Origin of the sequence: Lysobacter sp. ISL-50 (assembly GCF_018612875.1) — a bacterium.
Taxonomy (GTDB): Bacteria; Pseudomonadota; Gammaproteobacteria; order Xanthomonadales; family Xanthomonadaceae; genus Lysobacter.
Genome location: NZ_JAGGRI010000012.1, coordinates 1 through 12,553, shown reverse-complemented (window position 1 = coordinate 12,553; position 12,553 = coordinate 1). Strand labels below are relative to the sequence as shown.

Below are 12,553 nucleotides of genomic sequence, written 5' to 3'. Positions count from 1 at the left end.
CCATTCCCGATTCCCGGCTACTCGATGTTCTGAATCTGCTCGCGGACCTGATCGATCAGCACCTTGAGCTCGACCGCCGCGGCCGAGCTGCGCGCGTCCACCGACTTGGAACCCAGGGTATTGGCTTCGCGATTGAATTCCTGCAGCAGGAAATCCAGGCGCCGGCCGACCGCTTCGCGCAGCTTGAGCACGCGCCGCGCTTCGGTGACGTGCGAGTCGAGGCGGTCGAGTTCTTCGTCCACGTCGAGCTTCTGCAGCCACATCACCAGTTCCTGCTCGACGCGGCCGTTGTCGGCCGGCTGGGCCAGATCGGCCAGCCGCGCTTCGAGCTTGGCGCGCTGCCCGACCCGGATCGCCGGCATCATCGTGCGCACGTCCAAGGCGATCTTGGCGATCGCGTCCACGCGCTCGCCGATCACCGCCGCGAGCTTGCCGCCTTCGCGCTCGCGCGAGGCGACGAATTCGTCGAGCACGCTGTCCAGCAGCGCCAGCGCCTGCGCCTGCAATTCGGCCGGATCGGTGCTGGGCGCCTGCAGCACGCCGGGAAATTGCAGCAGGTCGGTGAACTCGGTGCGCAGCGCCGGGAAGCGCGCCGACAGATCGATGGCCAGATCGCTGAGTTCGCGCAGCCGGGTCGGATTGAGCTGCAGCGCGTCGCCGCCTTCCGGCGGACGCAGGCGCAAGGTCAGGTCGAGCTTGCCGCGGCCGATGCGCGCGCCGATGCGTTCGCGCAACGCCGGTTCCAGCACGCGCAGCTCATCGGCCAGGCGCACGCCGAGCTCGAGAAAGCGGTGGTTGACCGAGCGCAACTCGCAGCCGAGCGTGCCCCAGGGTGTCGCGCGTTCGCCGCTGGCGAAGGCGGTCATGCTGCGAATCATTCGCGAATTCCGAGCCTACAGGGAGCGAATGGTAAACTCGCCGGCCCTCAAACGGTAAATCCGCGCTTATGACCGGTCCCAAAGCCGCACCCGCCCAGGCTCCGGCCGGTCCGCTCGCACGCCCCAGCGGGCGCGTCGCGGACCAGATGCGCGAGGTCACCATCCAGCGCGGCTACACCCGCCACGCCGAGGGTTCGGTGCTGGTCAGCTTCGGCCAGACCCAGGTGCTGTGCACCGCCAGCGTCGAAAACAAGGTCCCCGGCTTCCTGCGCGGCAAGGGCGAAGGCTGGGTCACCGCCGAGTACGGCATGCTGCCGCGCGCCACCCACACCCGCAGCGACCGCGAGGCCGCGCGCGGCAAGCAGGGCGGCCGCACCCTGGAAATCCAGCGCCTGATCGGCCGCGCCCTGCGCGCCTGCATCGACCGCAAGGCGCTGGGCGAACGCACCATCACCCTGGACTGCGACGTGCTGCAGGCCGACGGCGGCACCCGCACCGCCGCGATCACCGGCGCCTACGTGGCCCTGGTCGATGCGGTGCGCTGGTTGCAGGCGCGGCGCGAGATCACCCGCGATCCGATCTTCGGCGCGGTCGCGGCGGTGTCGGTCGGCGTGTACCGCGGCGTGCCGGTGCTGGATCTGGACTACGCCGAAGACAGCGACTGCGACACCGACATGAACGTGGTGATGAACGACGGCGGCGGCTTCATCGAGCTGCAAGGCACCGCCGAAGGCCATGCGTTCCGCCGCGAAGAACTCGACGGCCTGCTGGCGCTGGCCGAAGCCGGCATCGCCGAACTCGTGCTCAAGCAGCGCGAAGCGCTGGCGGTTTAAGCACGCGATATCCGCGGGCGGATCGGGAGGCGTCCCGATTCGCCTCGCGGCGCGCGAACGCACCGCGCGCCGCGCCGCGCAGGCTTCGAAGCCTTCGGCGCAACAGCGCCCATCCCGCTTCCCGCTTCCCGCTTCCCGAATCCCAATTCCCGCTTCCAGCACAAGCCCCCGATCACGCGTGCTCACATCCGCGTAATCCGTCGCAAATTCCGCTGCCCGCGCTGAACTTCCCGCCGCTTGCGCGATCATTGTCGCAAGCCGTTCGACATCCCCTCGATCCGGCGCCGCTTCGACGGGGCCGGCACGGCCTCGCGTTTTCGACCGCAACCGCCGCCGATCGCGCGGCGGGCGCGGTCCCGCATGAGAATCGTCATGAATCGCAGCATCGGCAGCATCACCGTGGTCGTCGCCGACTACGACCAGGCCATCGCCTATTACACCCAGTCGCTCGGCTTCGTCTTGCTGGAAGACATCGACCAGGGCGGCGGCAAGCGCTGGGTCCGGGTCGCGCCCGCCGACGGCGCGCAAACCGCCCTGCTGCTGGCGCGGGCCTCGGGCGAACGACAACAAGCGCGCATCGGCGACCAGACCGGCGGCCGGGTCGGGTTTTTCCTGCACACCGACGACTTCCATCGCGACCACGCCGCCATGCTCGAACGCGGCGTGCGCTTCATGGAATCTCCACGCGTCGAGACCTACGGCACGGTCGCCGTATTTGAAGACCTGTACGGTAATCGCTGGGATTTGCTGGAACTTAAGGCATGAGATTAGTGCTGGCCAGCAGTAACGCCGGGAAGCTGGCGGAACTGCGCGACCTGCTCAGCGACACCGGCATCGAACTGGTGGCGCAATCCGATCTGGGGGTCGAAGACATCGAGGAAACCGGTAGCACGTTCGTCGAGAACGCGCTGCTGAAGGCGCGCCATGCCTGCGCGGTCACCGGTCTGCCGGCGCTCGCCGACGACTCGGGCATCTGCGTGGATGCGCTGGGCGGCGCGCCGGGTCTGTATTCGGCGCGCTATCACCGCCACGGCGACGCCCAGGGCAACATCGACAAGCTGCTGAGCGCGCTCAAGGACGTCCCCGACGATCAGCGCGGCGCGCATTTCTATGCGGTGATCGTGCTGCTGCGCCACGCCGGCGATCCGCGCCCGGTCATCGCCGAAGGCGTCTGGCACGGCCGCATCCTGCATCAGCGCCAGGGCGATCGCGGCTTCGGCTATCAGCCGGTGTTCTTCGATACCCAGCACCAGGTGCCGGCCGGCGAAATCGACGACGCGCTGAAGAACCGCGTAAGCCATCGCGCGCTCGCGCTGGCGGCGTTGCGCGCCAGGCTCGCCGAGGTCGCGCGATGAACCGCATGCTGCGCGCCGCCGCACCGCCGCGCCGGGCCTTCCGCACCGGCGGCCACACCGTGCTGCTGGTGGCGGTGCTGTACCTGATGGCGCTGCCGATCGCGATCTGGATACGCCAGGACGGCCTGCGCGCCGGGGCCAACAACTTCAGCACCGAGATCGAGCTGGCCCTGGGCCTGCTCGCGGCCCTGGTCGGGCTGATCGCGGCCGCCGCGGTCCAGCGGGTCAGCGTGGACGCCTCCGCGGGCGGGCTGATCCGCTACGCCAACATCACCAGCGGCCATCGCGGCCGCGCCTTCGAGCCGCACGAAGTGGTCGGCATGTCGCTGCACCGGGCCAAGGACGGGCGCCTGCGCCTGACCTCGACCCTGGAACTGCGCCTGGCCCCCTCGGAGCACCGGGGCTGGACCACGGCGACCATTTTCGACGGCGACATGTCCGGCGACGGCCGCGCCGAGCCGCTGGCCACGATCATGCGCCTGGTGGTCCAGGCCCGCCCGGACGTGTCCCTGGACGCCAATCTGCGCGCCCTGCTCGCCGCCCGCCGCTACGGGGCGGCGCTCGACCGGTAAGCTATCGGCTCCCCTCCGACCGATACCGGGCCCTGGCGCCCGGCCCGCGCTGTTGACTCCTGCCCTGACCACCCCGCCGCTGTCGCTGTACGTGCACCTGCCCTGGTGCGTGCGCAAATGCCCGTATTGCGACTTCAACTCGCACGAGGGCCGCGGCGCGCTGCCGTTCGACGCCTACGTCGATGCCCTGATCGCCGACCTCGAACACGACCTGCCGCTGGTCTGGGGCCGCACCGTGCACAGCGTGTTCTTCGGCGGCGGCACCCCGAGCCTGTTCCCGCCGGAGTTCATCGACCGCTTCCTGCAGGGCGCCAGCGCGCGCCTGCGCTTCGCGCCGGGCGCGGAGATCACCCTGGAAACCAATCCGGGCACCGCCGAGCACGGCCGCTTCGAGCTGTACAAGGCCGCCGGCGTGAACCGCCTGAGTTTCGGCATCCAGAGCTTCGACGACGGCTGCCTGAAGCGGCTGGGCCGCATCCACGACAGCGCTGACGCCGATTCGGCGGTGAAGCTGGCCCAGGACGCGGGCTTCGACAATCTCAATCTGGACCTGATGTACGCCCTGCCCGGCCAGACCCTGGCCATGGCCGAGACCGACCTGGAGCGCGCCTTCGCCCTCGATCCGGCGCACATCTCGCACTATCAGCTGACCCTGGAACCCAACACCGTCTTCGCCGCGCGTCCGCCGCAGGACATTCCCGACGAAGACGGCGCCTGGGACATCCAGGAGCATTGCCAGGCCCTGCTGGCCGAGCACGGCTACGGCCAGTACGAGGTCAGCGCCTACGCCCGCCCCGGCCGGCGCTGCCAGCACAACCTCAATTACTGGCGTTACGGCGATTACCTCGGGATCGGCGCCGGCGCCCACGCCAAGATCACCTTGGGCTCCGAGCAGGACATCCTGCGGCGCTGGAAGCTCAAGCATCCGACCCAGTACCTGGCCGCGGCCGGCACGCCGGCGGCGATCGGCGACGACGATCGCATCGCGCCGCAGCGGCGGCCGTTCGAATACATGCTCAACGTGCTGCGGCTGGTCGAGGGCTTTTCGCTGGACTCGTTCGAGTCGTGCATGGGCCTGTCGCGCCAGGACATCGAGCCGCAATTGCAGGCGGCCTACGCCCACGGCTGGCTGGAACGCGACGGCGACCGGGTGCGGCCGACCGAGCTGGGCCGACGTTTCACCAACGATGTGGTCGGGCTGTTCCTGTCGCAATAGTCCTGTCCGCGCAGCGCCTGGACGCCGCCGCGCCCGCGCCGCGGAATCACGGCTTCGCCACGCCGCCGCGGCCAGACTGCGGCGTGGCCGTTGCACGCACCTGAGAACGTAACTGCCAATGGCCGCCTCCCGTCGGCTGCACGCTGCGCCCGGACCTTTCGGGCTGGCCTGCGCCGGGGAGGCGTGGTTATATCTCGCGGTCGTCAGCACCGAAATCCCATGTCCGTCACGTTCGACCCACTGGACGCTTCACCGCGGGCCACCTTGGCCACGGCTGCATTGCCTCGCCGCGTTCGTCGCTTGCTGGAACAGCTGTACGCGCTGGTCAGCGACGAAACCGCGCCGCAACTGGAACGGATGCTGGCCGAGTTCGAACAGCAGTTGTTCCGCCAGGCCGATCAGGCGCGCAATCCCGGCTTGCAGTCGGGTTATCTCGAAACCCTGCGGCTGGTGCGGTTGCGGCGCGCGGACCTGATTCCGCGTTATCTGCTGGCGCTGGAAAGCTCGCTGACCCGGTTGCGGGATCCGCTGAATGCGGCGGGTGGGGTTTCGCGCCTGGCTGCTAACGCCGCGCCTCAATTTCGTGAACTTCGGTTGGTGGACGACAGCGAAGTGGACGAAAGCACGGTGCTGCGCAGCATCGCCAGCCGCCACGAATCGCGCGCCGGGCTCGGCCTGCTGTTGTTGGGCCAGCGCTTCGGCGTGCTCGCCGGCGCGCCCGCGTTCGACAGCGAACGCCTGCCGGTCGGCCCGCAGCGGTTGATCCGCAGCTTCGCCGAGGCCTGCCAGCCGCTGCAGATCAGCCTGGAATCGCGGCTGGACTTGTACCGGGTGTTCGATCAGCAGGTGATGCTGGGCTACGCCGCTCTGGTCGAATCGATGAACGCCCTGCTGACCCGCGAGAACGTGCTACCGAGTCTGTCGTTCGTGCCGCTGCGCGCGCGTCCGACCGCGCAGACGGCGGCGCCGGCCGCGGCCGAGATCGCGCGAACCGAATCCACGGCCGGCAGCCCGCCGCAAACCCCGGCCGCAGCCGCGACCGGCGCGGCGCGCCCGCACACCGCTTGGTCCGGCCAGGCCGGCGCGACGCCCGCGACCGACGCGCTCGACTTCGCGACCTTGCAGCAGTGGCTGTCCGAACGCCGCGAACTGGTCGACAAGCTGCGTCCGCGCCCGCCGGCCGCGACGGCGACGGCGCCGGCCGAACCGCTCGACACCGCTGAATTGCTCAACGCGCTCAACCAGATCAAGGACGAAGGCCCGCGCGGCCCGCAGCCGCTGCGCAAGATCGCCGATCTGCGCCAGGCGTTGATCGCACGCAGCCGTCCCGTCGACGGCGCACCCGCCCCGACCACCTTGTCGCGCGAAGACGGCGACGTGTTCGAACTGCTCGGCCTGCTGTTCGAGGAAATCGACCAGCGCCTGCGCGGCGACGCGATGATCTCGACCCTGCTCAACCGCCTGCAGGCGCCGCTGCTGCACGCGGCCCTGCAGGACCGCTCGCTGCTGGCCCACGACGGCCATCCGGCGCTGCAACTGCTCAACACCGTCGCCGAGGCCGGCGCGCGCTGGACGCCGACGGAAGACGTCGATCCGCAGCTGCACGAGCCGCTGCGGCAGGCGGTCGATCACGTGATCGAACACTACCGCGGCAGCCCGGACGCGTTCGACTCGGCCAACCAGCGCTTGCAGGACCATCTGCAAACCTTGGCGCGCAAGGCCGAGGTGACCGAGCGCCGCCATGTCGAGGCCGCGCGCGGCAAGGAAAAACTCGAACTGGCCAAGCGCCGCGCGTTCGAAGCGCTGGAAACCAGCACCGCCGACCAGCGCCTGCCGCGCTTCGTCCAGACCTTGCTGAGCCAGGCCTGGGCCGACGTACTCACCCTGACCTTGCTGCGCCACGGAGAAGAATCCGAAGCCTGGAAGCGGCAGCTGGAAATCACCCGGCAGATCGTCGCCGCCAACCACAGCGGCGCCGGCGCGGCCACGCCGCGCGGCCTGGACGCCGATATCGAACACGCGCTGACCCTGGTCGGTTATCACGCCGACGACGCCGGCGCAATCTCGCGCCAGCTCACCGTCGGCCCGGCCATGAGCGATGAAGCCGCCTCGCGCACTGAGCTGGCGATGAAACTGCGCCAGCGCACCCGCCTGGGCGAAGACAGCCCGCCGATCCCGCGCGCGCCGATGCCTTCGCGCGACGCGCACGAGCAGGAATGCTGGGAGCGCATCCGCGCGCTGCCGTTCGGGACGTGGTTCGAATTCGTGCAGAACCAGCAGGGCGACGCGGTGCGGCGCCGGCTGTCGTGGTTCAGCCCGGTCACCGACAACGCCTTGTTCGTCAATCAGCGCGGCCAGCGCGTGGGCGAGCAATCGCTGGACAGCCTGGCGCGGATGATGGCGCGCGGACAGGCGCGGGTGGTCGAGCAGGAACGCAATCGCCTGGTCGATCGCGCCTGGCACGCCGCGCTGGACGTGCTGCGCGGCTTCGGCGGCGCGCGCAAAAACGCCGACGGCGACGGAGCGCGGGCATGAACGAAGAATTCCGCCGCACCCGTCGTCGCCGCATCGTCGAGACGGTGCAGGTCGTGGACACCATGACCGAGACCGTGATCGGCCATCTGGGCAATCTGTCCGAGACCGGGATGATGCTGATCGCCAGCGCGCCGCTGACCGACGATGCGCTGTACCAACTGCGTTTCCACCTGCGCGACGCGCCGCAGCACGCCTCGCCGATCGAAGTCGGCGCGCACCTGCTGTGGCAGGACCGCGCCAGCGTGCCCGGCCAGACCTGGACCGGCTTCCGTTTCATCGCCATGCCCGAGGACGGGATGCTGCATTTGCGGCAGTGGCTGGATTCGCCTGGGGCGAGTTACGAGTAACCCACTCCCTTCTCCCGCTTGCGGGAGAAGGTGCCCGAAGGGCGGATGAGGGCGCGCGAAACTCGGCTGACGATGCAACCGGCGACCCCGCGCGCCCTCACCCCAACCACTTCCCGGCCCAAACGTTTTGCGTTTGGGCGTTCGCGGACACGCGAGCCAGTGGCTCGCAAGCAGCGTCCACTCACCCCGCGCCCCGAAGGAAGTCACCTTGGGTGGCAAGCGGGAGAGGGGCTCCAAACGCTGGGGCTTGGTCGCTCGCCGCCGACAGCCCCACCGCACCGGCAAATCCCCCTCCCCCGCAATCCGGCAAAATAGCCCGGTTCCCCTCAGGCCCGCCCGCATGAACGCCCCCGCCCGCACCGCCGATTCTTCTGCGTCCGCCGCTATCGACGCCTTGTACGCGCAGCACGTCGCCGAACTGCATCGCCGCACGCAAGAAGCGCTCGACCGCGGCGGTTTCGACCATCTGGTCGTGCCCAGCGGCAACCTGCATTACCAATTCTTCGACGATCGCGACTATCCCTACGCGGTCAACCCGCAGTTCAAGGCCTGGCTGCCGCTGACCCGCAATCCGGGCAGTTGGCTGATCGCCACGCCGGGCCGCAAGCCCACGCTGATCTATCTGCAGCCCTTCGATTACTGGCACGTGGTGCCGCAGGCGCCGAGCGGTTATTGGGTCGAGCACTTCGATGTGATCGTGATCCGCAAGCCCGACGAAGCGCTGGCGCATCTGCCCAAGGACGCCGCGCGCTGCGCGATCCTCGGCGAGCCGCAGAGCGCGCTGGGCGACTACGCGCCGAACAATCCGCAGCCGGTGATCGATTACCTGGAATACCACCGCGCCTACAAGACGCCATACGAAGTGGCGATGATGCGCGAAGCCACGCGCAAGGGCGTGCGCGCGCACCGCGCCGCCGAGACCGCGTTCCGCGCCGGCCTGAGCGAATTCGACATCCACCTGGCCTACTGCGCCGCCGCGCGCCAGGACGCCCACGACCTGCCCTACGGCAACATCATCGCGCTCAACCAGAACGGCGCGGTGTTGCACTACATGGAGCTCGATCGCGAAGCGCCGGCGCAATCGCGCAGCTTCCTGATCGACGCCGGCGCCAGCCACCACGGCTACGCCTGCGACATCACCCGCGCCTATGCGAGCGATGCGCGCGACGAATTCCAGGCGCTGATCGACGCGGTCGATGCCGCGCAGCTGAAGATGTGCGATCAGGTCCGCGCCGGCACCGATTACAAGCGCATCCACCTCGACGCGCACCTGGCGTTGGCGGGCATCCTCAACGACTTCGGCGTGCTCAAGGCATCGCCGGAAGCGGCGGTGGCCACTGGCGTCAGCGGCGTGTTCTTCCCGCACGGCATCGGCCACGGCATCGGCCTGCAGGTGCACGAGGTCGCCGGCTTCGCCGCCTCCGATCGCGGCGGCCGCATCGACAAGCCCGCCGGACATCCGTATCTGCGCCTGACCCGCGTGCTGGAGCCCGGCATGGCGGTGACGATCGAACCGGGTTTGTACTTCGTCGATCTGCTGCTCGACGGCTTGCGTCAGGGCGAGCACGCCGACAGCGTGGATTGGAGCCGCATCGACCGCTTCCGTCCGTTCGGCGGCATCCGCATCGAGGACGACGTGGTCTGCACCGACGCCGCGCCGATCAACCTGACCCGCGACGAATTCGCCGCCACGGCCTGAATCGCGCATGCGCCGGGTCCTGTTCGTCTGCAGCCAGAACAAGCTGCGCAGCCCGACCGCCGAACAGGTGTTCGCCGGCCGCGACGACCTCGACGTCGCCTCGGCCGGCTTGAATCACGACGCCGAGCAACCACTCGGCGCCGAGCTGGTCGAGTGGGCGCAGCTGATCTTCGTCATGGAAAAGGCCCAGCGCAACAAGTTGCAGCACAAGTTCAAGCCGCAGTTGCGCGGCAAGCGCGTGGTCTGCCTGGATATTCCCGACGACTACGAGTACATGGCGCCGGCGCTGGTGGAGTTGCTGCTGGCGCGGGTGCCGAAGCATCTGTGATCGCCCGTCGCGGCCTGCCCGTCCTGAACCTGATCGTAGATCCACGATCCCTTCCTTCCTCACCGGAGCACTGCCATGGCCGAAACGCACGATCCCGTCCTGCACACGCTGCAAGCCTATGCGGCCGCGGTACTGGCCAAGGATGTCGAAGCCCTGGTCGCGCTCTACGACGCCGACGTGCATATCTTCGACATGTGGAGCGACTGGTCGATGCGCGGCATCGAGCCGTGGCGGGCGATGGTGCGCGACTGGTTCGGCTCGCTCGGCGATGAGCGGGTCGTGGTCGGGATCGACCAGGCGCAGGCGACGCTCGGCGCCGATCTGGCGATCGGCCACGCGATCCTGAGCTACACCGCCTTCGCCGCGTCCGGCGAACGGCTGCGCTCGTTGAACAACCGCATCACCCTGGGGCTGGCGCGGCGCGACGGCGGCTGGAAGATCGTTCACGAACACACTTCGGCGCCGATCGAGCATCGGAGCATGAAGGCGATCTTGCAGCGCGAGTGAATTTTTGAAGCGGCGCGGATCGCGGCGGGCGGGCGGAGGCGCAAGCCATGGCAAACATCGCGATGACCTTGTCCGATTCCGGCGAGCGCCGCGACGCGGCGCCGATTAGCCTGACGCAAACCTGTCAGGAGCGAGTTCATGTCCCGTCCTTCTGCCCTCGCAAGCGGTTGCCTGTTCGCCGCTTCGCTCGCATCGCCGTGCGCGGCGACGGCCGGTCAGCGCGAAGACCTGACCGCGATCGAAGCCCTCGACATCCGCTACCAAGCCGCGGTCAAAGCCAACGATGCGGCGACGATGGCGGACATCCTCGACGACGATTTCGTCCTGATCAGCGGCCGCGGCCAGATCAGCGACAAGGCCGCGCTGCTGCGCGAGGCGCGCGACGCGCGCACCGTCTACGAACGCCAGGACGCCAGCGAACGCCGCGTGCGGGTGTGGGGCGACACCGGCGTGGTCACCGCCCTGTTGTGGCTCAAGGGCAAGACCGATGGCGTGCCGTTCGAATACCGGCTCTGGTACAGCGACACCTACGCGCGCACCGCGCAGGGTTGGCGCTACGTGCTCGGGCAAGCGTCGCTGCGCCTGCCCGATGCGCCGTGAGCGCCATCACCAGACCTTGAACACGCGTCCGCTCTGGATGCCTTCGACGCTGCGCTGATACGCCAGCGCCGCGCGCGCGGCGGTGACCGGTTCGAACCCCGGGAAGAACGCGCCGTAGGCCTGCCACGATTCGCTCAGCACGTTCGGGCTGACCGTGTTGATGCGCAGGTCGCGCCTGAGTTCCAGCGCGGCGCCTTGCACGAAGCCTTCCAGCGCGCGGTTGACCGCGCTGGCGTTGGCGCCGGCGCGGATCGGCTCTTCGGCGACGATGCCGGTGGTCAGGGTGATCGAGCCGCCGTCGTTGAGGTGATGCTGGCCCAGCAGCGCCAGACGCACCTGGCCGAGCAGTTTGTCGTTCAAGCCGATGGCGAAATCGGCCGGGCGCATCGATTCCAGCGGGCCGAAGTGCAGCACGCCGGCCGCGGACACGATCGCATCGAGCTTGCCGGTCTTGGCGAACAGCGCCTCGACGCTGGCGTCGTCGGTGATATCGACCGGGTAGTCGGCGCTGCTGCGGCCGGCGGCGAGGATTTCGTGGTTTTTCAACGTGTCGGCGATGGCGCGGCCGAGGGTGCCGCTGGCGCCTACGAGCAGGATCTTCATGGGGATAGTCCGGGTTGGGAATTCAGGCGCCCAGTCTGCGCACCGAGGCGCGCCCGGTGAATGCGCTAGGATTTCGCGCTCCCCTAACTCCGGGTTAGCCCACGTGGACAAGTTGCGCAGCATGGCCGTGTTCGTCGCGGTGGCCGACACCGGCAGTTTCGCCGCCGCGGCGCAGGCGCAGCAGTTGTCGGCGGTGATGGTCGGCAAGCACATCCGCCAGTTGGAAGAGCATCTGGGCGCGCGCCTGCTCCAGCGCGACACGCGCAAGCAGCGGCTGACCGAAGTGGGCGTGGCGTTCCTGGACGAGGCGCGGCTGATCCTGGAACAGGTCCGCCGCGCCGACACCGTGGCCGAGCGCCTGCGCGACGACCGCCGTCCCAGCGGCCATCTGCGCGTGACCGCGCCGCTGACCCTGGGCGGCGCGGCGATCGCGCCGGTGATCACGCAGTTTCTGCGCGTCTATCCGGACGTTTCGCTGGACCTGGCCCTGGCCGATCGCATGTCCGACCTGATCGCGGAAGCCTTCGACGCCGCGATCCGGATCGGGCCGTTGCCGGATTCCGATCATCTGATCGCGCGGCCGTTGCGGCCGTACCGGATGACCGTCTGCGCCTCACCGGATTATTTGCGCGAGCGCGGCACGCCGACCGATCCGCGCGAACTGGTCGATCACAGTTGCCTCAATCATCTGCTTTGGCTTCGCGACGCCGGCTGGCGTTTCGGCAGCATCGGCCCGGAGCCATTGCGGCTGAGCGGGCGGTTCGCGTCGAATCACGGCGAAGCGTTGCGGCGCGCGGCGCTGGACGGGTGCGGCATCGTCCTGCAGCCGGAGGTGCTGTTGGCCGACGATATCGCCGCCGGGCGATTGGTGCGTTTGTTCGAGCACGACTTGCCGCCGCCGCGACCGGTGCATCTGCTGTATCCGCGCGATCGGCAGCCGCTGCCGAAGCTCAGTCGGTTTATCGAGTTCGTGTTGGAGCGGTTGGGGCCGGAAGTTTAGGCGTAGGAGTCGTTGCACGCCCGCCCGAAGGATTCCCCCCTTTGAAAAAGGGGGGCCAGGGGGGATTTGCTTTGGGGCTG

At 68.9% G+C, this 12,553-nt stretch carries 14 protein-coding genes; 12 read left to right on the top strand and 2 right to left on the bottom strand.

Annotated elements, in window-relative coordinates; translation table 11 throughout:
- Positions 1-17: 17 nt before the first annotated feature.
- Positions 18-878, bottom strand: a complete 861-nt coding sequence (locus tag J7J50_RS07875; RefSeq protein WP_215056925.1) for a YicC/YloC family endoribonuclease — start codon at positions 876-878, stop codon at positions 18-20.
- Between the two features lie 68 nt (positions 879-946).
- Between J7J50_RS07875 and rph the strand changes: the two genes are divergently transcribed.
- The 11 genes from rph to J7J50_RS07820 all read left to right on the top strand — a co-directional run bounded on the left by rph (position 947) and on the right by J7J50_RS07820 (position 10,870).
- Complete coding sequence (gene rph / locus J7J50_RS07870; RefSeq protein ID WP_215056924.1) at positions 947-1,711, top strand: ribonuclease PH; 765 nt, start codon at positions 947-949, stop codon at positions 1,709-1,711.
- A gap of 372 nt (positions 1,712-2,083) precedes the next feature.
- The gene (locus J7J50_RS07865; protein ID WP_215056923.1) at positions 2,084-2,476 is read left to right on the top strand and encodes a VOC family protein; all 393 of its coding nucleotides are present in this window, start codon (positions 2,084-2,086) and stop codon (positions 2,474-2,476) included.
- Entirely contained in the window at positions 2,473-3,066 is a 594-nt protein-coding gene (gene rdgB / locus J7J50_RS07860; RefSeq protein WP_215056922.1) for an RdgB/HAM1 family non-canonical purine NTP pyrophosphatase, read from the top strand. Before J7J50_RS07865 ends, rdgB begins: the two co-directional genes overlap by 4 nt.
- Positions 3,063-3,638 (top strand): hypothetical protein, encoded by a 576-nt coding sequence (locus J7J50_RS07855; protein ID WP_215056921.1) that lies wholly within the window; start codon positions 3,063-3,065, stop codon positions 3,636-3,638. The genes rdgB and J7J50_RS07855 overlap by 4 nt, the downstream gene beginning before the upstream one ends.
- A gap of 52 nt (positions 3,639-3,690) precedes the next feature.
- Positions 3,691-4,854: a radical SAM family heme chaperone HemW gene (gene hemW, locus J7J50_RS07850; RefSeq protein WP_215056920.1), complete on the top strand. Its 1,164-nt coding sequence runs from the start codon at positions 3,691-3,693 to the stop codon at positions 4,852-4,854.
- Between the two features lie 219 nt (positions 4,855-5,073).
- Entirely contained in the window at positions 5,074-7,389 is a 2,316-nt protein-coding gene (locus tag J7J50_RS07845; RefSeq protein WP_215056919.1) for a DUF1631 family protein, read from the top strand.
- Complete coding sequence (locus J7J50_RS07840; RefSeq protein ID WP_057941739.1) at positions 7,386-7,736, top strand: PilZ domain-containing protein; 351 nt, start codon at positions 7,386-7,388, stop codon at positions 7,734-7,736. The genes J7J50_RS07845 and J7J50_RS07840 overlap by 4 nt, the downstream gene beginning before the upstream one ends.
- Before the next feature lie 340 nt (positions 7,737-8,076).
- Positions 8,077-9,435 (top strand): Xaa-Pro dipeptidase, encoded by a 1,359-nt coding sequence (pepQ, locus tag J7J50_RS07835; RefSeq protein ID WP_215056918.1) that lies wholly within the window; start codon positions 8,077-8,079, stop codon positions 9,433-9,435.
- A gap of 7 nt (positions 9,436-9,442) precedes the next feature.
- On the top strand, positions 9,443-9,763 hold the full coding sequence (locus J7J50_RS07830) for a low molecular weight protein tyrosine phosphatase family protein (RefSeq protein WP_215056917.1): 321 nt from the start codon (positions 9,443-9,445) through the stop codon (positions 9,761-9,763).
- A gap of 75 nt (positions 9,764-9,838) precedes the next feature.
- A complete protein-coding gene (locus J7J50_RS07825) occupies positions 9,839-10,270 on the top strand; it encodes a nuclear transport factor 2 family protein (RefSeq protein WP_215056916.1) in 432 nt (143 codons plus the stop codon).
- 138 nt (positions 10,271-10,408) lie between these two features.
- Positions 10,409-10,870 carry a nuclear transport factor 2 family protein gene (locus tag J7J50_RS07820; RefSeq protein ID WP_215056915.1) on the top strand — a complete coding sequence of 154 codons (462 nt, stop codon included), beginning with the start codon at positions 10,409-10,411 and terminating at the stop codon, positions 10,868-10,870.
- A gap of 6 nt (positions 10,871-10,876) precedes the next feature.
- Here J7J50_RS07820 and J7J50_RS07815 read toward each other — a convergent pair whose 3' ends face one another.
- The gene (locus J7J50_RS07815; protein WP_215056914.1) at positions 10,877-11,473 is read right to left on the bottom strand and encodes a short chain dehydrogenase; all 597 of its coding nucleotides are present in this window, start codon (positions 11,471-11,473) and stop codon (positions 10,877-10,879) included.
- Between the two features lie 103 nt (positions 11,474-11,576).
- On the opposite strand from J7J50_RS07815, the gene J7J50_RS07810 reads away from it, so the two are divergent.
- A complete protein-coding gene (locus tag J7J50_RS07810) occupies positions 11,577-12,473 on the top strand; it encodes a LysR substrate-binding domain-containing protein (RefSeq protein ID WP_215056913.1) in 897 nt (298 codons plus the stop codon).
- Positions 12,474-12,553 lie beyond the last annotated feature (80 nt).